The organism is Kitasatospora sp. NPDC101155 (assembly GCF_044768305.1).
In the GTDB taxonomy this organism is placed as follows: domain Bacteria; phylum Actinomycetota; class Actinomycetes; order Streptomycetales; family Streptomycetaceae; genus Kitasatospora.
In genome coordinates this window covers 193607-218824 of sequence record NZ_JBIWPN010000007.1, presented here as the reverse complement: position 1 = coordinate 218824, position 25218 = coordinate 193607, and the positions used below count along the sequence as shown (strand labels likewise).

The 25218-nt window shown below is 73.7% G+C and carries 16 protein-coding genes and 1 pseudogene; 6 read left to right on the top strand and 11 right to left on the bottom strand.

The window, feature by feature from the left end; all coding sequences use genetic code 11:
• Positions 1–98: 98 nt before the first annotated feature.
• The 9 genes from ACIRYZ_RS13405 to ACIRYZ_RS13365 all read right to left on the bottom strand — a co-directional run bounded on the left by ACIRYZ_RS13405 (position 99) and on the right by ACIRYZ_RS13365 (position 12494).
• A complete protein-coding gene (locus ACIRYZ_RS13405; protein WP_402943074.1) occupies positions 99–947 on the bottom strand; it encodes a lysophospholipid acyltransferase family protein in 849 nt (282 codons plus the stop codon).
• Positions 944–1774, bottom strand: a complete 831-nt coding sequence (locus ACIRYZ_RS13400; RefSeq protein ID WP_402943071.1) for a GNAT family N-acetyltransferase — start codon at positions 1772–1774, stop codon at positions 944–946. Before ACIRYZ_RS13400 ends, ACIRYZ_RS13405 begins: the two co-directional genes overlap by 4 nt.
• Before the next feature lie 353 nt (positions 1775–2127).
• The gene (locus tag ACIRYZ_RS13395; RefSeq protein ID WP_402943431.1) at positions 2128–3507 is read right to left on the bottom strand and encodes a serine hydrolase domain-containing protein; all 1380 of its coding nucleotides are present in this window, start codon (positions 3505–3507) and stop codon (positions 2128–2130) included.
• A gap of 71 nt (positions 3508–3578) precedes the next feature.
• Positions 3579–4922 (bottom strand): M1 family metallopeptidase, encoded by a 1344-nt coding sequence (locus ACIRYZ_RS13390; protein WP_402943069.1) that lies wholly within the window; start codon positions 4920–4922, stop codon positions 3579–3581.
• Between the two features lie 65 nt (positions 4923–4987).
• The gene (locus ACIRYZ_RS13385; protein WP_402943066.1) at positions 4988–8878 is read right to left on the bottom strand and encodes a Pls/PosA family non-ribosomal peptide synthetase; all 3891 of its coding nucleotides are present in this window, start codon (positions 8876–8878) and stop codon (positions 4988–4990) included.
• Positions 8879–9247: 369 nt separating this feature from the next.
• Positions 9248–10114: an NmrA family NAD(P)-binding protein gene (locus ACIRYZ_RS13380; RefSeq protein ID WP_402943064.1), complete on the bottom strand. Its 867-nt coding sequence runs from the start codon at positions 10112–10114 to the stop codon at positions 9248–9250.
• Positions 10111–10599: a hypothetical protein gene (locus ACIRYZ_RS13375; protein ID WP_402943061.1), complete on the bottom strand. Its 489-nt coding sequence runs from the start codon at positions 10597–10599 to the stop codon at positions 10111–10113. Before ACIRYZ_RS13375 ends, ACIRYZ_RS13380 begins: the two co-directional genes overlap by 4 nt.
• Positions 10600–10740: 141 nt before the next feature.
• Positions 10741–11262, bottom strand: a complete 522-nt coding sequence (locus ACIRYZ_RS13370) for a MarR family winged helix-turn-helix transcriptional regulator (protein ID WP_402943059.1) — start codon at positions 11260–11262, stop codon at positions 10741–10743.
• A 56-nt stretch (positions 11263–11318) separates the two neighbouring features.
• Entirely contained in the window at positions 11319–12494 is a 1176-nt protein-coding gene (locus ACIRYZ_RS13365) for an FAD-dependent monooxygenase (protein WP_402943056.1), read from the bottom strand.
• A 342-nt stretch (positions 12495–12836) separates the two neighbouring features.
• Here ACIRYZ_RS13365 and ACIRYZ_RS13360 point away from each other — a divergent pair, with 342 nt between their 5' ends.
• Positions 12837–13454 carry a TetR/AcrR family transcriptional regulator gene (locus ACIRYZ_RS13360; protein WP_402943054.1) on the top strand — a complete coding sequence of 206 codons (618 nt, stop codon included), beginning with the start codon at positions 12837–12839 and terminating at the stop codon, positions 13452–13454.
• 4 nt (positions 13455–13458) lie between these two features.
• Here the strand turns inward: ACIRYZ_RS13360 and ACIRYZ_RS13355 are convergent, their stop codons facing one another.
• Complete coding sequence (locus tag ACIRYZ_RS13355; RefSeq protein ID WP_402943052.1) at positions 13459–14133, bottom strand: TetR/AcrR family transcriptional regulator C-terminal domain-containing protein; 675 nt, start codon at positions 14131–14133, stop codon at positions 13459–13461.
• Between the two features lie 131 nt (positions 14134–14264).
• On the opposite strand from ACIRYZ_RS13355, the gene ACIRYZ_RS13350 reads away from it, so the two are divergent.
• From ACIRYZ_RS13350 to ACIRYZ_RS13340, 3 genes and pseudogenes are all read left to right on the top strand, one after another.
• Positions 14265–14597, top strand: a complete 333-nt coding sequence (locus tag ACIRYZ_RS13350; RefSeq protein WP_402943049.1) for a hypothetical protein — start codon at positions 14265–14267, stop codon at positions 14595–14597.
• Positions 14598–14860: 263 nt separating this feature from the next.
• On the top strand, positions 14861–16483 hold the full coding sequence (locus ACIRYZ_RS13345; RefSeq protein ID WP_402943047.1) for an alpha/beta hydrolase: 1623 nt from the start codon (positions 14861–14863) through the stop codon (positions 16481–16483).
• Positions 16484–16840: 357 nt separating this feature from the next.
• A pseudogene (locus ACIRYZ_RS13340) lies at positions 16841–17332 on the top strand (FAD-dependent oxidoreductase); the annotation flags it as partial.
• Positions 17333–17881: 549 nt separating this feature from the next.
• On the opposite strand, the gene ACIRYZ_RS13335 reads toward ACIRYZ_RS13340, so the two are convergent.
• Entirely contained in the window at positions 17882–18619 is a 738-nt protein-coding gene (locus ACIRYZ_RS13335) for an ABC transporter ATP-binding protein (RefSeq protein WP_402943045.1), read from the bottom strand.
• Positions 18620–19022: 403 nt separating this feature from the next.
• Between ACIRYZ_RS13335 and ACIRYZ_RS13330 the strand changes: the two genes are divergently transcribed.
• Together ACIRYZ_RS13330 and ACIRYZ_RS13325 are read left to right on the top strand one after the other, a co-directional pair.
• A complete protein-coding gene (locus ACIRYZ_RS13330) occupies positions 19023–22334 on the top strand; it encodes an ABC transporter permease (RefSeq protein ID WP_402943043.1) in 3312 nt (1103 codons plus the stop codon).
• Positions 22331–25141, top strand: coding sequence for a hypothetical protein (locus ACIRYZ_RS13325; RefSeq protein WP_402943041.1), 2811 nt, complete (start codon positions 22331–22333; stop codon positions 25139–25141). Before ACIRYZ_RS13330 ends, ACIRYZ_RS13325 begins: the two co-directional genes overlap by 4 nt.
• The last annotated feature ends 77 nt before the right edge of the window (positions 25142–25218 follow it).

Genomic DNA, 25218 nt, shown 5'->3' with positions numbered 1-25218 from the left:
GGGGCGCCTTCAAGGGTCCCTGTAGGAGACGCCTTCAACGGTCCCCGTACGAGACGCCTTCGAGGAGCCCCTCTAACCCGCCTCCACGGCGGGCCCCGTCAGTGGATGCCCTCCACCGCCGCCTGCGCCGCGCGGGCCAGCTCCCGCCGGGCCCCCGCCCGGGTGGGCTGCGGCCCGGGCGGCGGGATCGGCGGCAGGAAGGTGACGTCCGCGACCAGCCCGCGCACCGCGACCACCCGGGCGAGCGAGGTGAGCAGCCCGTCGTCCCCGACGAAGGCGGGCGCACTGGTCGGCCGTCCGTCCGCCAACCGGTAGCGGATCGTCACCGGTTGGACGGAGGCACCAGCCTCCACCGCGGCCTGGAACAGCGCGGGCCGGAACCGTCCGCTCTCCCGCCCGCACCAGGTCGACCCCTCCGGGAAGACGATCACCGGGTGCCCGGAGCGCAGCACCTCGGCCACCGTCGCCACGGTGTCCGGGAGGGCCCGCAGCCGATCGCGGTCCAGGAACACGGTGCCGCCCCAGGCGACCAGGTGCCCGAGCACCGGCCACTGCCGGACCTCGGTCTTGGCCAGCGACCGCCCGGGCCGTCCGGCCGCGAGCAACGGTATGTCCAGCCAGGACACGTGGTTGGCCACCACCAGTGCCCCGCCGGCGCCGACCGCCCCGCTCGGCACGGGAACTCCGGGAATCCCGGGCGTCCCTGGCGTCCCAAGGTGGACGGTCACCCCGAGGGAGCGCAGCAGCACCCGCGCCCAGAGCCGGATCAGCCGGTCCCGGGCGCCGTACGGCAGCAGCCGCACCGGCAGGCAGAGCACGACCCCGGCCAGCACCGCCGTCAGGCAGGCGGTCAGCCGCAGCGCCCGCCGGAGGTGGGAGACCTCCGGCGCGCGTTCGCCCAGGCAGGTCTCCGGCCGGCAAGGTGCGGTCGGCAGCCAGGCGCTCATGACGACGCGCCCGAGGAGGGTGCTCCGGACAGGAAGTGCCGCAGGTAGCGGGGGTCGGTGCGCTCCAGCGACAGCAGCACGTACAGGTCGGCACAGCCGAAGTCCGGGTCGTACGCGGGCTCACCGCAGACCCAGGCGCCGAGCCGCAGGTAGCCGCGGAGCAAGGCGGGCAGGGCGCCGCGCTCGGCGCGCGGCACGCCGGTGGCGTCCCAGCGGCGGTGCGGGGTGACCCGGTACTGCTCGGGGGCCAGGTGCTTGGCGCTGACGGTGTCCCAGACCCGGGCCGCGGTGGCGCCGCCGTCCTCCAGGTCGATCGAGCAGCAGCCGCCGACCCAGGTGTTGCCGGTGTCGGCGAGGTAGCGGGCGATGCCGCCCCACATCAGGTTGATGACCGCGCCGCTGCCCCGGTGATCGGGGTGGATGCAGGAGCGGCCGAGCTCGACCAGGCCGGGGCGCACCGGTGCGAGCGCGGACAGGTCGAACTCGCCGTCGGAGTAGAGTCGTCCGGCCCGCCGGGCGGCCTCGGGCCGCAGCAGCCGGTAGGTGCCGACGACGGTGCCGGTCTCGCCCTCGCGGACCAGCAGGTGGTCGCAGTACTCGTCGAAGGGGTCGACGTCGAGACCGGCGACCGGGCTGTGCAGGACGGCGCCGAGTTCGGCGGCGAAGACCTGGTGGCGCAGCCGCTGGGCGGCGCGGACGTCGTCCTCGTCGCGAGCGAGGGTAACGGTGTAGGCGGCCGGCGCCGGCTGGTGGCGAGGCGCGGGGACCGCCGGGGCGTCGTGGGTGGGGGCGACTGCGGACGGAGTGTACGTGGGGACGGTGGTCATGGCGGACCCTCCAGGGCAGCACGATCGGCGGTGCCGTGGAATTGCCAGGGCACCGTCCCGGCCCGCAGGCGTTGGGCATGGACGCGAACCGGTCCCCGTATGTCTCTCCAAGTCGGTTGGCATTCACGTTGCGGCCCGGCGGATCGCAGATGTGCAGCTGTTGAATGGGACCACGCGTGGCCGGTCGGTCGCCTGCCGGGCACCGGGCGGTCGTCCGCGCGGGGTGGACAACGGGGGCGCGCACCTGCATCGCGCGCCCCCGCAGTCACAGTCCCGCGGTCACATCCTCACCGTCACGGTCCCGCCGTCACGGCCCCGCCGTCACACCACCGTCACGGCCGAGTCCGGCGGGATCAGATCGCCCGCCAGCCCTGCGGGTCGACGCCGCCCGGGACGACCTCGGCCGGCCCGTACGGCTCGCGGGTGTAGACGAAGGAGCCGACGTCCAGGTGGCTGACCGTGCCGTCGGCGCGCCGGACCACCCGAAGGGTCTCGCCCGCGTAGTAGTTGTCCAGCCCGATCCAGGTGCCGTCCGACTGGGGCCGGAAGCGCGAGCCCCGGCGGCCGCCCGCGAGTTCGGCGAGCTCCAGGACGCGGTCGGCCCGCAGCCGCAGGGCGTTGGGCGCGGCGCCCCAGTACCAGGGGCCGGTGAGGGCGAGCAGGTCCTCGTTCGCCTCGGGCAGCGGGCGCCAGGGTTCGGGCAGCCGGGGCTCGTGTTCGGCGGTGATGGTGATCAACTGGGCGGCCAGCAGCGGGGTGTTGGCGCCGCTGGTGGCGTTGGACAGGGCGAAGGCGGCCAGGCCGTCGTCCTCGCTGACCCACAGGCCGGCCGTGAAGCCGGGCATCGAGCCGGAGTGGCCGTGCAGCAACCGGCCCTCGTGGCGCCGCAGTTGCAGGCCGAAGCCGTAGCCGGAGGTCCAGGCGGCGTCGTCCGGACCGACGGCGGGCCGACGCATCTCGGCGAGGGTGTCGGCGCTGAGCACCTTGTCGTCGCCGGCGGCGAGGAAGGCCGCCCAGCGGGCCAGGTCGGCGCCGGTGGACCAGAGCTGGCCGGCCGGGCCCATCAGGCCGGTGTCGGTGAGCGGTTCGGGCAGCATGACGTCGGCCCACGGGTGGACGGCGAAGCCCCCGGCGTGCGGGTGCTCGGGCAGCAGCGTGGTGCGGTCCATGCCGAGCGGCGCCAGTACCTCGCGGCGCAGCGTCTCGCCCCAGGGCTTGCCGCGCAGCTTCTCCACCAGGGCGCCGAGCAGCGCGTAGCCGGGGTTGGAGTAGTGGTGGCGCCGCCCGGCGGGGTGCTTGAGCGGGCTCTCCCGCTCCAGCAGGTCGCCGAGTTCGGGCCGCAGCGAGCCCTCCGTCCGCTCCCACCAGGGTTCGGGCGTCTCGGCGGCCAGCCCGCCGGCGTGCGCGAGCAGCTGGGCGACGGTCGCACCGTCGGCCGCGGTGCCCGGCAGGTGGCGGGCCAGCGGGTCGTCGAGGTCCAGCAGGCCCTCGTCGCGCAGCCGCAGCACCAGCACGGCGACGAAGGTCTTGGTGAGCGAGCCGATCCGGTACTGGACGTCCGGCGTCGGCGCGTGCCCGTCGATCATGCTGCGGGCGCCGCTCCACACCAGCCGCCCGTCCCGGACCACCCCGGCGACCAGCGAGGGGGTACGGCCCTCGGCCTGGGCGACCGCGATGCGGTGCAGCAGGGCGCGGCGGGTGGTGGGCAGCAGCTCGTCGAGCTGGTCGGTCATCTGATCGTCTGAACTCATCGACATGGACGGACAGTAGCCCAGCCGGGCCACGGACCTGCGGGATTAATCCCCTAGCCCGGCAGCGGCGGAAGCTCGGGCCGCTCCAGCCAGGCCTCGAACAGCGGGCCGAGCGGCGCGGTGGTGTACCGGGAGGCGTGCGTGAGCAGGTCGGCGGTGGCGACCACGCCGTGCCGGTTGATGCCCGTCCAGTCCCGCAGCATCGCGAAGAACCCGTCCTCGCCGAGCGCCCGCCGCAGCGCGTGCACCGCCAGGCCGCCGCGCTGGTACAGCCGGTCGTCGAACATCAGCCTGCGGCCCGGGTCGCCGAGCCGCAGGTCCTGTGGCAGCCCGGTCAGCAGCCGGTGCGCGGCGGCGGCGTGCACGGCCGCGGCCGGGCCGCCGGCGTGCTCGGACCAGAGCCACTCCGCGTACTTGGCGAAGCCCTCGTTGAGCCAGATGTGCCGCCAGTCGGCGATCGAGACGCTGTTGCCGAACCACTGGTGGGCCAGCTCGTGCGCGATCAGCCGCTCGCGTTCCCAGCCGCCGCCGAGGTGGTTGGTGCCGAAGGTGGCCACGCCCTGCGCCTCCACCGGGACGTCCAGCTCCTCGTCCGCCACCACCACCGCGTACTCGCCGAACGGGTACGGCCCGAAGACCTCGGCGAAGTACGCCATCATTTCCGGCTGCCGGGCGAAGTCCCGGGTGAAGGCCTCGGCCAGCGGCTGCGGCACGTACCCGGTCTGCGCCACGTAACCGGGCCGTGGGGTGTCGGGGCGCGCGGCCAGCTGCACCGGCAGGTAGTGCCCGATCGACACCGTCACCAGGTACGGCGAGGTCGGCGCGCTCTGCTCGTAGACCCAGGTGGTGCTGGAGGCCCGGGTGGTCCGGGTGAGCAGCCGTCCGCTCGCCACCACGGTGAACGGGGAGGGCGTGGTGACCGCCAGCTGGTACGTCGCCTTGTCCGCGGGTCGGTCGTTGCACGGGAACCAGGACGGCGCACCGATCGGCTGGCTGGCCACCAGCGCGCCCTCGGTCAGCTCCTCCCAGCCCAGGCCGCCCCACGGGCTGCGCACCGGGCGCGGGTTGCCGGTGTAGTGCACCTCGACGGTGAAGGCCGCGCCCGCTCCGAGCGCCTTCGCCGGGCGGATCCGCAGCTTGCCGCCGCGGTGGGCGTAGCGGGCGGCCTTGCCGTCGACCAGCACCCGCCCGATCCGGAACTCGGCCAGGTCGAGCGCGAACTCGGCCAGCGCCGCGTCGGCCACCGCGCTCAGCCGGGCCGAGGCGGCCAGCCGGTTGGGCCCGGGCCGGTAGTCCAGCGCGAGTTCGTAACGGTGCACCCGGTAGCGGTGGTCGCCGCTGCTCGGGAAGTACGGGTCCGGGCCGCCGGCGGCCGGCGGGACGTGCTTGGGCTTCACGGGCGCGGGCGCTTCCTGCGGGCCGGGACGGGGGGTCGTGCCGAGAGGGGCGGTCGGAGGGGTGGTCAAGGCGTGGTCTGCCACGCCTCGATGGGGTTGCCCAGCCACCGCGTGTCCGCGGGGACGGACTCGGCGCGCATCACCAGTGAGGCCGGGCCTAGCGTGCTGCGCGCGCCCACCGTGCTGCCGGGCAGCACGATCCCGCCCGGGCCCAGGGTGGCGCCCTCGCGGAGGACCACAGTATCCATCCGCATGATCCGGTCGTGGAAGAGGTGCGTCTGCACCACGCAGCCCCGGTTCACGCTGACCCCGTCCCCGAGGGTGACCAGGTCCGCCTCCGGCAGCCAGTAGCTCTCGCACCACACGCCGTGCCCGACCTTGGCGCCGAGCGCCCGCAGCCACAGGTTCAGCACCGGGGTGCCCGGCACCGCGCCGACCAGCCACGGCACCGCCAGCACCTCCACGAAGGTGTCGGCGAGCTCGTTGCGCCACACGAAGCCGCTCCACAGCGGGTGCTCCACCGCCCGGAACCGCCCGACCAGCAGCCACTTGGCCGCCACCGCGACCAGGCAGGCCACGCCGCCCGCCGCCAGCAGCACCGGGCCCGAGAGCAGGGCGGCGGCGAGCGGCGACCAGGAACCGGCCAGCCAGGACAGCGCGGCCGCCGTCACCAGGCCCAGCGCCCCCGAGACCAGCACCGGCACCAGCCGGCCCACCTCGACCAGCCCGCGCGCCCACAGCAGCCGGGCCGGCGGCTCGTAGGTCAGGCTCTGGTCCGCCTGGTCCGCCGCGCGCGGCAGCCGCATCGGCGGCATGCCCAGGTACGAGCTGCCCTTCTTCGCCTTCTCCGGCGTCGCCGAGAGCACGCCGACCAGGCCCCGCTTGGGCACCGAGCGGCCCGGCGCGGTCATCCCCGAGTTGCCGAGGAAGGCCCGCTCGCCGACCTTCGCCTCGCCCAGGCGCATCCAGCCGCCGCCCAGCTCGTACGGCGCGATCAGGGTGTCGTCGGCCAGGAACGCGCCGTCCCCGACGGTGGTCAGGCTGGGCAGCGCCAGCACGGTGGACACCTCCGCCCCCCGGCCGACCCGCATCCCCAGCGCCCGCAGCCACAGCGGGGTGACCAGCCCGGCGTACAGCGGGAACAGCACCTCGCGGGCCCGGTCCATCAGCTGGGTGACGGTCCACGCCTGCCAGCTGACCCGGCCCTGCAGCGGGTGCACCCCGGGCACCAGGCCGATGCTCAGCAGCCGCACCAGCGCCACCAGCTGCGCCGCGTACACCGCGCCGAAGGCCAGGGTGGCGGGCAGCAGGCCGAGCAGCGCGCCGCCGAGCGCCGGTCCGAGGGCCGCGCCCTGGTCGACGAAGCGGGAGAGCACGGCCAGCGCGGCCACGGCGGGCGCCACCGGGAGCAGGCCGAGCACGGCGTCGCCGGCGCCGTACAGCGCGGCCCAGGCGGGCCGTCGGACCGGAGGTTCCTCGGGCCAGGACCATTCGGCCCGGCCCAGCTTGACGGCGGGCGCGCCGCCCCAGCGCTGTCCGGTCGGCACCTGGCCGGTGACGCTGGAACCGGGCAGCACCTGGGCGCGCTTGCCGACCCGGGCACCGGGCAGCAGCGTCGAACGGGTGCCGACCACGGCGTCGGCGCCGACCTTGACCTGGCCGACCTCCAGCCGGTCGCCGTCCAGCCAGTAGCCGGACAGGTCGACCTCGGCCTCCACGGCGCAGCCCCGGCCCAGCTTGAGCATCCCGGTGACCGGCGGCTGCGAGTGCAGGTCCACCTCCTTCGCGACCTTGGCGCCCAGCACGCGGGCGTAGGGGATCAGCCAGGCGCCGGACAACTCGGTCGCGCCGCTCAGCTCGGCGAGCCGCTCGGCCGCCCACAGCCGCAGGTGCACGGCGCCGCCGCGCGGGTAGCTGCCGGGGCGCAGGCCGCGCAGGAGCAGCCGGGCGCCACCGGCCCCGATCGCGAGCCGGCCCGGCGAGCTGTACAGCGCGAGCGCGCCCGCGCCGACCGCCCACCAGGACGCGGTCGGCGCCCACGGGTAGTCGCCGAGGTGGGAGAGCAGGTTTCCGGCCGCCAGCAGGGCGACCGTCCAGCGCAGGCCGACCACGGTGAACAACGGGATCAGCAGGAGCAACTGCAGCAGCTTGGCCCGGGTCGGCACCAGGGTGACGGTACGGGCCTCGCCGCCGTCGGCGGCGGTGCGCTCCAGGTGCCGGGCGAGCTTGCGCAGCGTCGGGTGCTGGTAGATGTCCAGCACGGCGGCGCTCGGGTAGCGGGTGCGCAGCAGGGTGGTCAGCCGGGCCGCGGCCAGGCTGCCGCCGCCGATCGCGAAGAAGTCGTCGCGCGCACTGCCGACCTGAACCCCGAGGATCTCGGCCCACTGCTCGGCGAGCCAGGCCTCGGTGCCGTACAGCTGCTCGTTCGGCCCGGCGGCCTCCAGCTCGGGCAGCGGCCAGGGCAGCGCGTTGCGATCCACCTTGCCGGAGGTGCGGGTGGGCAGGGTGTCGACGGGGGCGAGCAGCGGCACCAGGGCGGCGGGCAGCTCGGCGCGCAGTCGCTCGACGGCCTGCTCGCGGTTGAAGCCGTCCTGGACCACCAGGTAGCCGACCAGCAGCTGGTTGCCGCCGCGCGCGGTCCGCACGGCCGCGGCCGCACCGGCCACGCCGGGCAGCGCCTGCAGGGCCGCGTCCACCTCGCCGAGCTCGATCCGGCGGCCGCCCAGCTTGATCTGCTCGTCGGTACGGCCGAGGAACAGCAGGCCGGCCGGATCGGCCTGGACCAGGTCGCCGCTGCGGTAGGCCCGCTCCCAGCCGAGCGAGGGCAGCGGCGCGTACTTCTCGGCGTCCTTCTCCGGATCGAGGTAGCGGGCCAGGCCCACCCCGCCGATCACCAGCTGCCCGGTGCCGCCGGAGGCGACCGGCCGACCGGCCTCGTCCACCACGGCGAGGTCCCAGCCGTCCAGCGGCAGGCCGATCCGGACCGGCCCCTCGCCCGTCAGCAGCGCGGCGCAGGCCACCACGGTGGCCTCGGTCGGGCCGTAGGTGTTCCACACCTCGCGGCCCTCGGTGACCAGGCGCTGCACCAGCTCGGGCGGGCAGGCCTCGCCGCCGAAGATCAGCAGCCGGACCTCGTTGAGCGCCTCGGCCGGCCACAGCGCGGCCAGGGTGGGGACGGTGGAGACCACGGTGATCTCCTGCTCGGCCAGCCAGGGGCCGAGGTCGGCGCCGCTGCGCACCTGGGAACGGGGGACGGGCACCAGGCAGGCGCCGTGTCGCCAGGCCAGCCACATCTCCTCGCAGGAGGCGTCGAAGGCGACCGACAGGCCGGCCATCACCCGGTCGCCGGGGCCGATCGGCTCCTCCTGGAGGAAGAGCGCGGCCTCGGCGTCGACGAAGGCGGCGGCGTTGCGGTGGGTGACGGCGACGCCCTTGGGCTTGCCGGTCGAGCCGGAGGTGAAGATGATCCAGGCGTCGTCGGCCGGGGTGGGGCGGCGCCCGCCGCCGGGTTCGCGGGTGCCCGTCGTGGTGAGGACCCGCTCGGCGCCGAGGACGGCGGCGACCTGGGCCTCGCCGAAGACCAGCTGGGCGCGCTCGTCCGGGTCCTCGGCGTCCACCGGGACGTAGGCGGCCCCGGCGGCGAGCACGGCCAGGATCGAGACGTACAGGTCGTTGGTGCCCGACGGCACCCGGACGCCGACCCGGTCGCCCGGGCCGATGCCGGCGGCGGCCAGCCGCCGGCGTAGCTGCTCGACCTCGGCCGCCAGGGCGCGGTAGCTGAGCACCGTGCCACCGTCGTCGAGGGCCGGTTCGTCGGGGTGGGCGCGCACGGTGGCGTCCAGGACGTCGACCAGGGTGCGCGGGCCGGCGGCCGGGCGGCCGGGGAACAGCGCGTGCTGCGGCTCGGCCTGCGACGGCTCGGCGTACTGCTCCGGGTGGATCGGTTCAGCAGTCATGGCAGCCCGTGCGCTCCTCGTCCTCGCCCCGTTCCGACCGATGCCCGGCCCCTGGGGCGGTGGGAGCACCGCCTGACCGGGTGACCCCACTCCGGGGCCGGAGCGGACAACCCGACCGATAGTAGCCCCGGCCTCACGGCCCGGCAGGAGCGGATACTCGGCCCAACTGGGGCTGGAATGACCGAATCTGACGTTCAATCAGTCAACAACTGAGGCCGTGACACTCTAATGTGACGACGCGTCATTCAAATTGACGGATCGTCAGGTCAGATTTTCGATCGTGATCCATGCCACAGTGAATGCTGCTCCCTCCGGGTGACGGGCCCGGCGTCTCGGCCTCGGGCCCGGCCCGCCACGCCGACGGGGTGCTCAGCGGAAGCGGTGCAGGTGCTCGCCGAGGAAGGCCTCCAGGGTGCGCGGGGCGTGCCCGACCAGGCGGGTGAAGGTGTCGTCGGGCGACTCCTTGCGGACCACCGCCAGCTGGTGGATCTCGACCACGTGGGTGGCCAGCCAGTCCGGCATTCCGGCCCGGCCGGTCAGGTGGGCGTGCAGTTCGGCCGGGGCCAGGTCGAGGTAGCGGACCGGTCGGCCGAGCAGTTCGCCCAGCAGGGTGGTGAGCTCCGGGTGGCTGTACGCCCGCCCGCCGGTGAGCGGGTAGGTGCCGCCGCCGAGCTCCGGGCGGGTGAGGACCTCGGCCGCGACGTCGCCGATGTCCCGGACGTCCACGTAGTTGCACCGCGCCCGTCCCATCGCGCCGTGCACCACCCCGGCAGCGGCGATGCCGGGGGCCAGGAGCAGCAGCTTCTGCATGAAGGCATACGGGCGCAGGATCGTGGCGCGGACGCCGCAGGAGCGCAGGCGCTCCTCGATCAGGTGGTGGCCGCGGGAGACGGCGACGGGGGAGTCCGCCTCGGCGGCAGGTGCGGAGACCTTGACGATGTGCTCCACGCCGCCGGCGACGGCCGCGTCGATCGCGTTCAGCTCGTGCCGGACCTGGTGCGGGCCGTTCGCCATGGTGAGGAACAGCTGGTGCGCGCCGCGGAAGGCCGCCCGCAGCGAGTCCGGGTCGGCGGCGTCGGCCGCGACGGTCTCGGTGCGGGCGAGCGTGCGGTCGTCGAGCTCGGCCGCCAGCCGGGCGGGCTCGCGGCTGAGCGCGCGGCTCGGGGCACCCAGAGCGGCGAGGCTGCGTAGGGTGGCGCCCCCGGTGGCGCCACCGGCGCCCATGATGACGATCATGACGTCTGCCTTTCGGGTCGGGCTGCGGAGTGGAGTCGGTGCTGCGATTCCCGGGCGGGAAGGCTGCCGCGCCAGCGCCAGGTGATGATCGTGGCCGCGATCGCCGAGGAGACCGGCAGGTCGACCGGCAACCGGTGCGGCCAGGGGCTGTCGCCGAGTGGCGGGAACTGTGGGAGCCAGTGCGCGGCGGCGAGGCCCAGGGCCAGGGCGGGTGCCGCGGCGGCCAGGCCGAGCCCGGCGGCCGCGAGGGCGCGGGGTGTCCGGGCGGGCCGGGTGCGGGCGGGGCGGCGGCGCAGTGCGGCGCCGAGGGCGGCGGCCACGGTGGCGGAGGTGCCGCCGATGGTGGTCAGCGCGGCGAGGACCAGCTGCGGCTGCCGGGTGACCGCTCCGCCGAGGCCGGCCATCACGGCCGGCATGGCGTAGGCGGTCAGGACCTCCCGCCACAGGACGAAGGGCGGGGGTGCGCCGGGTGCCTTCTTGCTCACGGGTGCTCCTTGGCTGGTTCTGATTGGGCTGGTCCTGATTGCCCCGGGTTCTGATTAGGAGCCTAAGTATTTGTGCTTAGGTACCTAACTATTGGGGCCGGGTGAAGGCGGGCCGCCTCGGCCCGCCTTCGAGTGGGTGGGTCAGTCCTCGGTGAGGGCGTCGATGCCCGCGACGATCCGCGCCAGCAGGTCGAGGAAGGTGGCCCGCTCCTCGACGGAGAGGCCACCGACCAGCGACTGCATCCGGGCGAAGTGCTCGGGTGCGAGCTCGCGCAGCTTGTCGGCACCGCGTGCGGTGAGGATCACCACATTGCCCCGGCCGTCCTCGGTGGACGGGCGGCGGGCCACCAGGCCCTCCCGCTCCAGGCCGTCGACCAGTCCGGTCACGGTCGCCCGGGACACCCCGAGGCTGGCCGCGAGCTGGGAGGGCGACTTCTCGCCGCCGTGGTCCTCCAGGTCGGACAGCAGGCGGTAGCGGCCGGTGGACAGGCCGAAGCGGCCGAAGTGCACTTCGCCTGCCTGGCCGAGCCGGGCGCCCGCCGCCATCAGCCGGGCCGCGACCAGGACTGCCTGCGGATCGGCCGTCAGGCCGTAGCGGGCGATCTGGCGGCGGGCCTGGTCGAGGGTCGGGGAGGCCGGATCGACCTCGTGGTGCGGCGTCATGGAAGTAATATGGCACCTAATCAGATTGCCGGTCAAATAAGTGCGGCGGACCTTGCCTAGGCGGCACGGGGAGCGATCCGGGGCGGTGTCCAGTCGGCGTGCTTCAGGACGGTCCGGATCATTGCGCCGGGCGGGGTCAGCCGGATCGCGGCGTTGCGCAGGCCCACCGCCAGCGGGTTGGTGAGCTGCTGGCCCATCCGGCCGGCCCGGCGGGCGTCCCTGGCGACGGTCTGACTGCGCGGACGGCGCGCCGCGTCGTAGCGGGCGAGCGCGCCCTCGACCGTCCGCCCCTCGGCGACCGCCGCGGCCAGGGTCACCGCGTCCTCCAGGGCCTGGCAGGCGCCCTGGCCGAGGTGGGGCGTCATGGCGTGCGCCGCGTCGCCGAGCAGGGCGATCCGGCCCGAGACGTAGGAGGGCAGCGGGGTGACCAGCTCGTTGACGTCGTGGTGCAGCACGTCCTCCGGGCGGGTCGCGGCCAGCAGCGCGGGGATCGGGTCGTGCCAGCGGGCGAAGCGGCGGCGCACCTCGGCCAGCGAGTCCCGGTAGCGCACCCCGGCCGGGGCGTTCAGTACGGCGTGCCACTCGGCCCGGCCGTCCGGGAAGGCGATGTGGCCGAACTCGGCGCCGTGGCCCCAGGTCAGCTCGAAATCGGAGGCCAGTCCGTCGACCGGGCGTTCGGTGATCGCCCGCAGCACCGTCGAACCGCTGTACAACGGGCCGGGGTGAGCGGGGAAGAGGCGGCGCCGGATCCGGCTGTTGATGCCGTCGGCCGCCACCAGGAGGTCGGCCTCCAGGGCGGTGTCGTCGTAGCCCACCGTGACCCGCGCGGGGTGCGAGGTGTCGATCTCGGTCGCCTCGGCGCCGATCACCAGGGACTCGGCGGGCAGCGCCTCGCGCAGGATGCGGTGCAGGTCCGCCCGGGGGACGCCGACGATCGGCGCCCCCAGCTCCCGCTCCAGCGCCTTGCCGTCCATCATGGCGAGCCGGCGGCCGTCCGGCGTCCACGTCCCACCGGTGTACTGCCGCCGCGAGGCCGCCTCGACGGCCTCGCCCACCCCGAGGATCCCGAGCGACCGCATGCCGTTGGCGTGGAGCGAGATCCCGGCCCCGGCATCGTCCAGGACGGCCGCCCGCTCGACCACGGTCACGTCCCACCCCGCCAGCCGGAGCCCGATCGCGGCCGCCAACCCGCCGATCCCGCCCCCGATCACCACCGCGCTGTTTCTGCTCATGCCCGGTCCTTCCCGTGCTGCCGTGCTGTCTTCTACATCTGTAGAAGGAGCGTACTACGGGCCTGTCCGGACGGGTGGGGTGGGCTTCTCCGGCGCTGCGAGGGGCCGTCGATGCCCGGCGGGTTGCTCGGTGGGTGGCGGCTCGGCTCGGGGTGGGGGAAGGCCGCCGTCAGCGAGGCAGCCCGGTGCGCAGCGGAGGCGGCCGCGCGCGGTGCCGTTGCGGCGGCCCGGGGCGGGCGCCGTCGGCGTGGTCCTGCGGCGCGGTTCTGCGGCACGGCCCCTTCTGTGGCCCTCTGTCACCGGGGTGGGCGGTTCGGGGGCCGGTGCCGGTAGAAAGGGGGGATGCAGCGAGATGAGGAGCAGGGGCAGGGTGGCGCTGGTCGGGCGGGGCGTCCGGATCGGCGGACCGTGCTGGCGGACGCGGCGATCGGTGTGCTGGCGGACGCGGGCGTGCGGGGGCTGACCCACCGGGCGGTCGATGCGGCGGCCGGTCTGCCGATCGGCACCACCTCCGCCTATCTGCGGACCAGGCAGGCGCTGCTCACCGCCCTGGTGCGGCGGTTGGTCGAGCTGGACCAGGGCGAGCTGCAGGCCATGGGGGAGGAGCGGGTGGTGGTCCGGTCGGCGGATGAACTGGTCGAGGGGATCCGTGAGTTGGTGCGCCACCGGCTGGCCGGCGAGGGGCGGCGGCGGTCGCTCGCGCGCTACGCCTGCGCGGTGGAGAGCGTGCGCGACCCGGAGCTGCGGGAGATCCTCGTGCCGCGTGAGAACGCGGGACGGGCCGTCGTCCGCGCGTTCCTCGCCACCCAGGGCGTCACCGACCCCGACGGGCGGACCGCCACGCTCCTGGCCTGCATCGACGGGCTGGTCTTCGACCGCCTGGTGGGCGGTGGCGAGACCGGGACGGACGAGATCCAGGGCCTGGTGGCGGCCGCCCTGCGCGGCGCGAACGGGGGCTAGCCGGTCACGGGCCCGCTCCCTTCGCGAGCTCCAACTCGGCGGCGTAGCCGGCGAGCAGGATGTGGAGGGTGCGGTGGAAGCACTGCTCGGAATCGAGGCCCTCGCCGGTGGCGAAGGCCTGGGCCAGATGGGGGTAGGTGTCCCGGTCCAGGTCCGCGAACTGCTCGGGTTGCGGCTCGGTGCCCTCGTGGTGGGGCGTCTCGCCGACCTCGCCCAGGGTGTGCCCCAGGGTCCACCGGACCACGGAGTTCAGCACATTGAGCGCGTCGGCCAGCGGAACGCCGTCCTCGCGCAGCACCGCGATGCCGCGTTCGAGCAGGGTGAGCGCGGCCGGGGTGGCGGCCGGGCGGGTGGCGAGCACGGTGAGCATGGCCGGATGGTCGAGCAGCAGCCGGCGCAGGGCGACGGCGAACTCCCGGACCACGTCGGTCCAGGGGCCGCTCGGTTCGGCGAAGAGGTCCCCGGCGGACAGCTCCAGCAGTCGCTCGACCATGCCGTCCAGCAGGGCGGCCTTGCTGGGTACGTAGTAGTAGAGCGTCATGCCCTCGACGCCGAGCGCTGCGCCGAGCTTGCGGTTGGAGAGCGCGGTGAGGCCGTGCTCGTCGACGTAGGCGAGGGCGGCGTCGATGATCTTCTCGCGGGTCAGACCCGTCCTCGGGCGTGTGCGTCGGCCCGGCATCTGCTCCTCCTGGGTCTAGGGGTGGCCCTGTGGGGTGGCACCGGTCGAGCCTTGACAACTCTTACAGTGCAAGAAAACAATAGTCGACGTCAGCTTCTTGCGCTGCAAGAAATACATTGGGGGAGGATGTCATGCAGCTCGTCGCCGTCATGGTGCGCAAGCTCAACGAGGGTGTGGAGTACGGGGAGTTCCGCAAGGCCTGGATCCCGGACGAGGTGTTCCCGGACGACCCGCGCACCCGGGTGATCAGCGCCACCGCGCTGGAGGACTCGCGGGAGATCATCACCATCGCGCTCATCGAGGGCGACCACGGGCCGGAGTCCATGCAGGCGTGGATGGAGAAGCTCGGCCCGGTCGAGGAGCGCCGCTTCGAGCGGATCAAGGACCTGGTCGGCCCGCCGACGCTGAACGCGGTCTACCAGGTGGTCGCCGAGGACAATCTGTCGCGGCCGATCGCCGAATAGCGGCGGTCGACCCCGGGTCGCGGGCAGCGCGGGAGACCTGAGGCTCGGTCGGCGGTTGCCGGCCGTAGATGCGGAAGAACCATCTGGGAGAACCAGCGAGGATGAACCACCATCAGGTCAATCAACCGTCAAGTCGGTTCATTCACAGAATGTTCTGACCGTCCATGATGTGAAGTCCGAAATATTTCCGCTGCTTCGAGGTCTTCCCACGGAGATCTCCGGCTGACAGGCTGGGGCCGCCCTTTCAGTACGGAGGAGGTTCCTTGTCCCGCATATCCACGTTGGCCGGAGCGGTCACCTGCGCGCTCGCCCTTGTCACCGGTACCGCCGTCGCCGCGTCGGCCGTGCCGTTCGACCAGGCACCGGGTGCCGCGGCCGCCGAGGCGAAGGTCGACCCTGTCGACTGGAAGCCGTGCAACCCGGACCCGAGCAAGCCGGACCCCGGCATCTACGACTGCGCCGTCTATCCCGTGCCGCTGGACTACGACAACCCGTCGGGCGAGAAGGTCGGCATCGCCATGATGCGGCGGCGGGCGAGTGACCCGTCGAAGCGGATCGGCTCGCTGTTCCTCAACCCGGGCGGCCCGGGCGGCAGTGGCTACATGTGGGCGACCACCACCCGCTTCGGCGCCGAGGTGCAGTCCAAGTTCGACCTGGTCGGGTTCGACCCCCGGGGTGTGGCCCGGAGCAACCCGCTCAAGTGCTTCAAGGCCCAGGAAGAGGCCGACGCGGTCAACAACCGCATGGTCGGCGTGCCGGTCACCAAGGCCGAGATCGCCGACACCCTGGATGCGGACCAGGACTACACCGACGCGTGCAGCAAGAACGCCGGCCCGCTGATCGAGCACATGTCGACCATCAATGTGGTGCGCGACCTCGACCGGATGCGCCGCGCCGTCGGCGACTCCCAGCTCACCTTCGCCGGATTCTCCTACGGCACCCTGATCGGTTCGACCTACGCGAACATGTACCCGAACAAGGTGCGCGCGATCATCATCGACGGCAACGTCGACCCCAACCTGCGCCTGCACAACGGCCTGGAGTACGACCGCCAGCGGGCGGGCGGCTTCGAGCTGGCCCTGGACGAGTTCCTGAAGCGCTGCCAGGCTGCCGGCGCTCCGCGCTGCGCCTTCGGTGACGGCGACACCCGCGCCAAGTTCGACGAGCTCCGCGACCACCTGCGGACCAGCCCGATCACGCTGTCGAACGGGTCCCAGGTGACCCTGAGCAGCTTCACCAGCGAGGTGGCCGGCGCCCTGTACTCGCAGGCCAAGCTGGCTCCGCTGGCGAAGTCGCTGCAGGCCACCTACCAGGTGATGCAGAAGCCGGCCGCGGCCGCCCTGCTGGCCCCGAAGGCGAACGTCCCGGACGGCGAGGCCAACCAGCTCACGGTGAACCTCCCACGCGCGCTGCGTGAGGCCCCGGCGGACTCCGAGTACACCGCTGACGACTCCTACATGGGCGTCAACTGCCAGGACAAGCCGTACCCGTCGAACGACCGGGTGTTCGCCAACGCCGCCCGGGTCTGGGAGCAGGAGTCCCCGACCTTCGGCCGCTACCAGGCCTTCGACGCCCCCGCGTGCGCGAGCTGGCCGGCCCCGGCCCGGGACGCCGAGCGCTTCAGCGGCCCGTGGAACAAGAAGACCTCCAACACCGTCATGGTGATCGGCAACCTCTACGACCCGGCCACCCAGTACAAGTTCGCCCAGCGGATGCAGCAGGAGCTGGGCAACGCGGTGCTGGTCAGCGTCGACTCGATCGAGCACTGCGCCGTCGGCCGCAGCAAGGCGCTGAACGCGCTGGTCACCCGCTACCTGGTGGACGGCACCGCGCCGCAGCCCGGTCAGCTGCTGAAGCCGGACGCCGAGATCTTCCCGGCGGTCTGAGGGATCTCCCCTCGAACGCCCGGCCGTTGAGGCCGGGGCTGTGGTGGTCGGCGGCTCCGCCGGCCACCACAGGCGTGTTCTCCGGCCGAGGCCCCGGGTCGCGCGGACAAGGCGACAGAGGATCGTCATCGAATCTCCTTCGGAACGGATTCTGTGGAGTCGTCGGTGACCATAGTCGACGCCACTGACAATCGACGTCCCGCACGCCCCTCGGGGACAGCATCGGCGAACCGTCGACGGATTTACCGAAAATGGCGGACTGTCACACTAATTCGTAAATGGATTCCCACAAGTGAATACCCGTGTTAGCGTCCGGCTCGCCAGGCTTCCTCGAACCAGAGAAAGTGGGGAAAGGCCATGCGGCACGAATTCTCCGGTCAGCCGATCCGGCCCGGCGATCCGCGCTACCAGACGCTGAGTCAGGGCTTCAACCGGCGCTGGCACAGCCGACCCGCCTGCATCCGGCGGGTGGGCGACGAGGCCGACGCGGTGGCCGAGTTGAACCGGGTGCTGGACCGCGGGCTGTGTCCGACCGTCCCCGGCGGCGGCCACTGCTACGAGGGCTTCGTCGACAACGACCGGGGCGTGATCCTCGATCTCAGCACGATGTGCGGCGTGGCGGCGTCGACCGACAAGTACGGCCGGCCCACGTGCTGCGTCGAGGGCGGCGCCACCAACCGGGACGTCTGCACCGCGCTGTTCCGGGAGCACGCCGGCACCCTGCCCGCCGGGTCCTGCTACTCGGTCGGCGCGGGCGGGCACATCTGCGGCGACGAAGTCGGTGTGCTCTCCCGGCGGCACGGGCTCACCGTGGACCACCTCGTCCAGGTCGAGGTGGTCACCGTCCGGGGCGGCAGTGCCGTGGTGACGAAGGTGCACCGTGAGGACGCGCGGGACTCGCCCGAACAGGACCTCTTCTGGTCCCACACCGGTGGCGGGGGAGGGAACTTCGGGGTGGTGCTGCGCTGCCACTTCGCGGCGGACGTGCCGCAGCCGCCGCCGCGGGTCTGGCTCAGCAGCATCGCCTGGCCCTGGGGCGAACTGGTCAAGCGGCCGGGCGACTTCGAGGCGCTGCTGAACAACTTCGGCGCCTTCCTGGCCGACCACAGCGGCCCGTGGGAACCGCTCTACGACGGGCTGTTCGCGATCCTCAAGCTCACCCACCGCTCCAACGGGAACGTCGTGCTGTTCAGTCGGTGGGACGGTGAGGACCCGGCGCCGTTGGACGAGTTCGCGGCGGCCGTCGAGCAGGTGATGGTGACCCGCTCGGTGGCCCAGACCCACAGCGTCGGCAGGCCCAGCGCCCCGAGGTCCGACGGCCGTCGGGCCCAGCGCCCCGAGGTCCGACGGCCACCAGGTCCGGCACCTCGGGGCCCGCCCCCGCCAGGCCCACCGCCGTTACGCCGCCTGCTCCGCCGACTCCTCCTCGACGATCCGCCCGTCGCGGAGCTCGATCACCCGGTCGGCGAGCCCCATCAGCGTCGGGTCGTGGGTGGCGACCAGGACCGTGACGCCCTCGCTGCGGACCACCGCGCGCAGCAGTTCCATGATCGAGCGGCCGGTCTCCGAGTCCAGCTGTCCGGTGGGCTCGTCGGCGATGATCAGGCCGGGGTCGTTGGCCAGCGCGCGGGCGATGGCGACGCGTTGCTGCTGGCCGCCGGAGAGCTCGCCGGGCCGTTGGTTGGCGTGGCCGGCCAGGCCGACCAGGGCCAGCAGGGTGTGCGCGCGCTCCTCGCGCTCGGCCGGCGGGACCTTGCGCAGTCGCATCGGCACGCCGACGTTCTCGGCGGCGGTGAGCATCGGGATCAGTCCGAAGGACTGGAAGACGAATCCGATCCGCTCCCGCCGCAGGGCGAGTCGGCCGTCCTCGTCCAGCCCGCCGAGCTCGATGCCGTCCAGCGCGATGCTCCCGCCGGTCGGTGCGTCCAGGCCGCCGACCAGGTTGAGCAGGGTGGTCTTGCCGGAGCCGGACCGGCCCTTGAGCGCGGTGAGTTCACCGCGCTCGATCGAGAAGTTGATGCCGCGCAGGGCGTGGACGGTCCGCTCGCCGGTGCCGAAGCTGCGCCGGAGATCGGTCACGGCCACCATCGGGCCGGTGGTCGTCAGGGCGGTGTCGGCGGCCTGGTGCTGCGTCATACGGCGTCCCCCTGTGGGCGGTGGCTACCCGGACTGCCCGGGTCAACGGATGCGGTGGTTTCGCGGGTTCACGATCCCGAGTGGAAATTCGAGAAAGAGAAGTTCCCTGGTCAAAGGAGTGTGGTGAGGCCGAAGTTGTGAAGTGTGCACGGCATTTTGGCGGCCTGCCCCCGGCGGGGATGCTGCCAATGCAAGGAATTTGCTCATCACTTACTTGATTCGCGCAAGTCCCTTCCGTTCCTGGATCGAATCTGACAGCATCGTCCGCTATCCGGCGATCAATTGCCGGTGATCACTGCGCCGGTGTGCCCGTGGGGTGTCCATCTGTGGCCGTCTTGTGCCCGGATCGGACCGACGGGTGGGGCCAGGGTGCGACTGGGGACGCGACCGGGGGAGGAATTCCATGCTCGGCTTCGTCGTGCGCAGACTGCGCGGGCGACTGCCGCTGGCTGCTGCCGTCCTGTTGACGGTGCTGATCACCACGGCGGTCCTGACTGCCTTGGTGACCTTCAACAGCGGTGTCGGCCAGGCCGGCCTGCGGCAGGCGCTCCAAGGACCCGGCCATGCCCGGACCACGGTGGTGGTGACCGCCGAACACGGGCTGGACCAGCGGACCAAGGACGAGGAGGCGCTCGCCGCCTACCGGCAGAAGCTCTTCGGCAGCCTGCCCGTGCGCACCGACAGCCTGCTGCGCAGTCGCTCCTACGGCCTGCCGGGCGCCGGAGCCACAGCGGGTGCGGCAGGTGCGACCGGTGATGCCGCTTCAGCCGACCGGTCGGCGGCCAACGCCAAGGTCGACCTGACGGTCCTCGCCGACGTCGACCGCGGCCGGGCCCGCCTGGTCGCCGGCGCCTGGCCGGGAGTCGCCGCCGGGCCGGTCCAGTCCACCGCCCCGCAGGTCGCCGTGCCGCAGAGCACGCTGACCCGGCTGGGCATCGGCGAACAGGCGCTGCCCGCCGATGTCCAGCTCACCGACCGGCTCGGCGGCAAGCCGCTGACAGTCCGGGTCACCGGCGCCTACCGGGCCACCGACCCCTCCGACCCGTACTGGCGGATCGACCCGGTCGGCGGCCACGAGGTCGAGGTCGGCGGTTTCACCACCTTCGGCCCGATGATGGTCGACCAGAGTGCCTTCACCGCGGGCGGCCTGCCGCAGAGCAGCCGCGGCTGGCTGCTCGACGCCGACTTCGCGGGCGTCGACCAGGACACGGCCGAGGCCATCGGCGACCGTGCCAAGGGCCTGGGCGAGGACCTGCAGAAGGCCGCGTCACTCGCTGCTGTGACGGAACTTCCGGACGTCATGAGTGAGTTGTCGGCCAGCCTGATGGTCGCCCGGTCCACCCTGCTGATCGGCGCCCTCCAACTCGCCGTCCTCGCGGCGGCGGCCCTGCTGCTGGTCGTCCGGCTGATCTCAGCCCGCCAGGAGCGGGAGAACGAGCTGCTCGCCGCCCGCGGCGCCTCCGGCGTCCGACTCGGCGGCTTCACCGCCCTGGAGCTGGTGCTGCTCGCCATCCCGGCGGCGGCGTTCGCGCCCCTACTCACCCCCTTCCTGGTCCGCGTCCTGGCCGGCCTCGGCCGCTCCCACCAGGCGGTCCTCGACACCCGACTGAGCTGGACGCTCTGGCCGGTGGCCGTGGTCTGCACCCTCCTGTGCATCGCGCTGGCCAGCGTGCCCAGCCTGCTGCGCGGCGCCGGTGCCGCACTGCGCCGCAAGGCCGGCCGCCGCCAGGCGGTGGTCTCAGGCATCGCCCGCAACGGCGGCGATCTCGCCGTACTGGCCCTGGCCGTGCTCGCCTACCAGCAGCTCGACCAGTACGGCGGCGGACTGTCCACCGACTCCTCCGGCCGGCTCGGTGTCGACCCGTTGCTGGTCGCCACCCCCACCCTGGCGCTGTGCGCGGGCACCCTGGTGGTGCTGCGGCTGCTGCCACTGGTCGCCCGGCTGGGCGCCCGGGTCGCCGCCCGGGGCAGCGGCCTCGGCCCGGCCATGGTCGGCTGGCAGCTCGCCCGTCAGCCCGCCCGGGCCACCGGGCCCGTGCTGCTGCTGGTGATGACCGTGGCCACCGGCGTGCTCGCGCTCGGCCAGCACGCCACCTGGACCGTCTCCCAGTACGACCAGGCGTCCTTCAGCACGGCCGGCGGCCTGCGCATCTCCGCCTCGCACACCGCGCTGATGGGCCAGGGGGGCCACTTCGGCGCACTGCCCGGCGGCGACCGGCTGATCCCGGTGGACCGCGAGGACCAGGCGCTGTCGAACGGCAACGGGCAGGTGCTCGCGGTGGATTCCGCCGCCCTCGCCGACCGCGTCCCGTACCGCGACGACCTGCTCGGCGGGGTCGACCGGGCGAAGGTGTTCGGCACGCTCGCCCAGCCGGCACCGACCGGCGCGAAGGCCGGCGTCACGCTGCCCGGCCGCCCGCTGCGGATCGACGCCGACCTGGCCATCCGGCAGGTGTTCGACAACAACAGCCTGCACCCGCCGGTCCCGTCCCCGCCGGAGGTGACGCTGCTGCTACGGGACCGCTTCGGTTACGTCCACAAGGCCCCGTTCGCCGACCTCCCGGTCAGCGGCGAGCAGCGCGCCTCGGCCCCGCTGAGCACGCTGGTCGACGCCCCGATGGGTTCCGTCGCCGCACCGCTGACCCTGGTCGGGGCGACCGTCTCCTTCAGCGACCGGGTCGTGGGTGAGGTGACCGTCGGTCGGCTGGCCGTCTCGGACAGCGCGGACGGGCCCGCGACCGACGTTCCGGTGCCGGCCGGCCTCTCCTGGAAGGGGGACGTGGTCGACGGACCGGCACTCCAGAGCGGGGCCGCGCCGCCGGTCACCGTACGGCCCGAACCGGCCGACGCCGGGCGGCTGTTCACCGTCGACTACGCCTCAGCGAAGGTCTCCCTGCGGGCCGTCCTCGGCATCGCGGGCGTGGAGGCGCCGAGCGTCGTGACCGGCGTCGCCACCCAGGACTACCTGAAGCTCGTCGGCGGCTCGGTCGGCGACGTCCTCCGGGTGCCGTTCGCCGGGGCCGTCGTCCAGGTCAAGATCACCGGGATGGTCCAGGCCGTGCCGGCGACCGGTCGCAACGCACTGGTCGTCGACCTGGCCACCACCGCGCGGCTGCTGGCCGCCCAGGGGCGAACCCTGCCCAGCCACGCCGAGTGGTGGCTGCCGGCCACCGGGCCGGGCGACCGCGCTCCGGCCGAGCTGGCCGCCGCCCTGCGAGCCGCCCCCGGCTCCCAGGACGTCCAGCTCTACGACGAGGTCTCCGAAGGAATGCTCAGCGACCCGGTGGGCGCCGCCCCGCAGAACGCGCTGATGGCCATCGCGCTCGTCACCGCCGTGCTCGCCGCGATCGGCTTCGTCGCCGCCGTGGCCGGCTCCGCCCACGAGCGCGCCCGGGACTCCGCGCTGCTGCTCGCCCTGGGCGCGCCGCGCAAGCAGGTGACCCGCACCGTCGCGGCCGAACAGGCGCTGCTGGTCGGACTCGCCGGGACCGTCGGGCTCGCCCTCGGCGCCCTGCTCGTCCACCTGATCGTCCCGTTCGTCGTCCTGACGCCCGCCGCCCGCCCACCGATACCCGAGGCCCTGATCGACCTGCCCGTCGGCCAGGCCCTGCTGTTCGCGGCCGCGATCGCTGTCGCCCCGCTGCTGTCGGCCTTCCTCATCGGACGCCGCCGTCGAGACGTGGCCAACCGGCTGCGCCACGTGGAGGAGATGTGACCACCCAGGCCGGCACCCGTGTGCCCACCCCCGACACCGCCCACCGCCCCGCGCGCTGGGTCCGCACCAGGCTGCGAGCGAACCCGCCGGCCGCGCTGCTCATGGCGGCCCTCGCGTTCGTCACCGTCTTCCTGGCGGCGGCCTTCCCCCGCATCGCGGACCGGGGCGCGGACGCGGCGCTCCAGGACTACGTCAGTCAGAAAGGTCTCAACTCGACCAGCCTGCAGACCACCTCCAAGGTCCTCGACGACGACGAAGCGGTCAAGCTCGACCGGGTGCAGCAGAACCTGATCGAGACGGTCGGCCGAGAGCTCACGCTGGCCCGGTCGGGCGAGGCCTACGGCGCCCGCGCCCTGGGCGACCGCGGCATGGGCAATCCGGAGTACGTCCGTTTCGCGGAAAAGTGGACCGACCCGGCCCTCGGCCTGCTCTACCTGCACGATCTGGCCGCCCGGGCCACCCTCACCGACGGCACCTGGCCGACCCCCGGCGACGTCGGCGGTCCGCTGCCGATCGTGATCAGCAAGAAGGGCGCCGAGACCATCCACATCAAGCTCGGTGACGTCATCGACAACGGCGTCGAGGGCTCGGGGGCCAGGCGGTCCACCGTGGTGGTCGGTTTCTACCAGCTCAACGACCCGCTGGATCCGTTCTGGGACAACCTCGGCTGCCCGGCCCGCGCCTGCCTGGACACCACCCCCGGGCACGAGCGCTGGATGACCAGCGGATTCGTCGACGGCGGCAGCCTGCCCGCGATGGCACGCTGGGGCTCGGGCGGCGAGAACTTCTGGCGACTGCCCGTCGACCCAGCCTCGCTGCGCGCCGACCAGCTCGACCGCACCCGCAGCGTCATCAGCTCCTTCCTGACCGGCCGCGACGCCACCGCCCTGGCCCGCTCGACCGGGCGCGCCGACCTGCACACCAGCTCGAACCTGCCCGACATCCTCACCCGGGCGGACGAGCGCTACCGGGCCTCGCTGCCGCTCAGCGCGATCGGTCCGGCCGGCGTGGCGGGCGTGGCCACCGTGGTGCTGTTCCTGGCCGCCGCCCTCACCACCGACCGGCGCACCGCCGAGATCCGGCTGCTCCGGGCCCGCGGCGGTTCCCTCGCCGGGGTGCTGCGACGGCTGATCGGCGAGGGTGCGGTCACCGTCCTGCCGGCCGCCGTACTCGGAACAGCCCTCGCCCTGGTGCTGCTGCCCGCCCCCCGGTGGGACCGTTCGGTGCTGGCGGCCCTGGTCGCGACGCTGATCGCCCTGCTGGCCTTCCCGGCCCGCGCGGCTCGGCTGTGGGCGCGCGGGCGGGCGGCCGGCGGCCGACGCCGACTGGTCGGCGAACTCGCCGTCCTGGCGGTCACCGTCGCGGCCGTGGCGGAGGTCCGGCGCCGGGGCGTCGGCACCGGCGCCGGGCTGGATCCGCTGCTGGTCGCCGCCCCGCTCCTGCTCGCCGTCACCGGCGGGTTGTTGCTGGCCCGGATCGAGCCGGTGGTGGTCGGCTGGCTGGCCGCCCTCGCCGGCCGGGGCCGTGGCCTGACCGGCTTCCTCGGCCTGGCCCGGGCCGCCCGCGACAGCTCGGGACGCCGCAGGCCCTCCGCGCTGCCGCTGCTCGCCTTGCTGATCGCCGTCACCACAACCGGCTTCGGCGCCACCGTGCTCGACACCGTCGATCACGTGCGGACCCGCGCCGCGCGCATCGCCACGGGCGGGGACATCGGCGTCTCCCTCCCGGGCTACGCCACCCTGACCGATTCGTTCACCAAGGCCGCCGGCGAGCTGCCGGGCGTCCGGGCCTCGACCGCGGTCTGGGTCGAGCCCAAGACCCGGATCGTCGGTGCCGACCAGACCTACACCGAGGCCTACCTGGTGATGGTGGTCGATCCGGCGGCGTACGCCGAGATCGCCCGGACCCTCGGGGTCGGCGAGTTCGAACCGGAGAAGCTGGCCGGGACGTCCGGCGGCCGGGACACCCCGGTGCCCGCCCTGGTCAGCCGTGACCTGGCCAAGCGCCTGGCCGCAGGGTCGTCCCAGGTGCGCACGCCCAACGGCAATGACCTGCGCCTCACCGTCGCCGGGACCGTCGGCGCCACCCCCGCGTTGCCGGACCCGGGCAAGCCGTTCGTCGTCGTTCCCGCCGGCCCGGCCTGGGAGCGACTGCCGGACGCCAAGCGGGTGAACGAGTGGTTCGCCGTCGGCGATGTCGACCCCGAAGGGGTCAGGACGGCCCTGCGGGAGAACGGCGGGGCCCAGCCGGTAGGTATGGCCAAGCTGATCGCGGACAACGCCGCGACCGCCGGCAAGGCCACCCACGGCCTGCCCGCGGGATACACGGTGCACAGCAGCCGGGAGACCAGCGCCGCGCTCGCCGACGACCCGCTGCAGCACGCCGCCGGACGGCTGTTCTGGTACGCGGCCGCCGCCGGCGCCGGGTTCGCCCTGCTCGCGGTCCTGCTGACGCTGTTCCGGGCCGCGCCCGACCGTACGGCCGTGCTCGCCCGGCTGCGCACCATGGGCCTGCGGCCTCGGCAGGGGCTGGCGCTGATCGTCGCCGAGGCGCTGCCGCAGACCCTGGCGGCGGCCGTCGGCGGTGGTCTGGTCGCGGTGACGGCGGTCGGACTGCTGGGCGGTGCCTTCGACATCTCGACGCTGGTCGGGGCCACGGTCGGGGACGCCATCAGCCCCACACTGATGCCGGTGCTGCTGCCCACGGTGGGCCTGGGCGTGCTGGTCGGCCTCGGGGTGGTGCTGGAGACGCTGGTCGCCGGTCGGCGCCAGATCGCCACCGAACTGCGGGCGGGGGAGCAGTCATGACGCCGGGACCAGCGGCACGGGCCGAGACAGTGGAGACCACCGGAAGTCGGCAGACAGCCGGGACCAGCCAGACCGTC

What these genes read in the sequence shown, in the direction of transcription:
- ACIRYZ_RS13330 (WP_402943043.1), top strand. Translation starts at nt 19,023, where the DNA reads ATGCTCGGCTTCGTCGTGCGCAGACTGCGCGGGCGACTGCCGCTGGCT.
- ACIRYZ_RS13380 (WP_402943064.1), bottom strand. Translation starts at nt 10,114, where the DNA reads ATGATCGTCATCATGGGCGCCGGTGGCGCCACCGGGGGCGCCACCCTA.
- ACIRYZ_RS13335 (WP_402943045.1), bottom strand. Translation starts at nt 18,619, where the DNA reads ATGACGCAGCACCAGGCCGCCGACACCGCCCTGACGACCACCGGCCCG.
- ACIRYZ_RS13370 (WP_402943059.1), bottom strand. Translation starts at nt 11,262, where the DNA reads ATGACGCCGCACCACGAGGTCGATCCGGCCTCCCCGACCCTCGACCAG.
- ACIRYZ_RS13395 (WP_402943431.1), bottom strand. Translation starts at nt 3,507, where the DNA reads ATGACCGACCAGCTCGACGAGCTGCTGCCCACCACCCGCCGCGCCCTG.
- ACIRYZ_RS13355 (WP_402943052.1), bottom strand. Translation starts at nt 14,133, where the DNA reads ATGCCGGGCCGACGCACACGCCCGAGGACGGGTCTGACCCGCGAGAAG.
- ACIRYZ_RS13350 (WP_402943049.1), top strand. Translation starts at nt 14,265, where the DNA reads ATGCAGCTCGTCGCCGTCATGGTGCGCAAGCTCAACGAGGGTGTGGAG.
- ACIRYZ_RS13400 (WP_402943071.1), bottom strand. Translation starts at nt 1,774, where the DNA reads ATGACCACCGTCCCCACGTACACTCCGTCCGCAGTCGCCCCCACCCAC.
- ACIRYZ_RS13385 (WP_402943066.1), bottom strand. Translation starts at nt 8,878, where the DNA reads ATGACTGCTGAACCGATCCACCCGGAGCAGTACGCCGAGCCGTCGCAG.
- ACIRYZ_RS13360 (WP_402943054.1), top strand. Translation starts at nt 12,837, where the DNA reads ATGCAGCGAGATGAGGAGCAGGGGCAGGGTGGCGCTGGTCGGGCGGGG.
- ACIRYZ_RS13365 (WP_402943056.1), bottom strand. Translation starts at nt 12,494, where the DNA reads ATGAGCAGAAACAGCGCGGTGGTGATCGGGGGCGGGATCGGCGGGTTG.
- ACIRYZ_RS13405 (WP_402943074.1), bottom strand. Translation starts at nt 947, where the DNA reads ATGAGCGCCTGGCTGCCGACCGCACCTTGCCGGCCGGAGACCTGCCTG.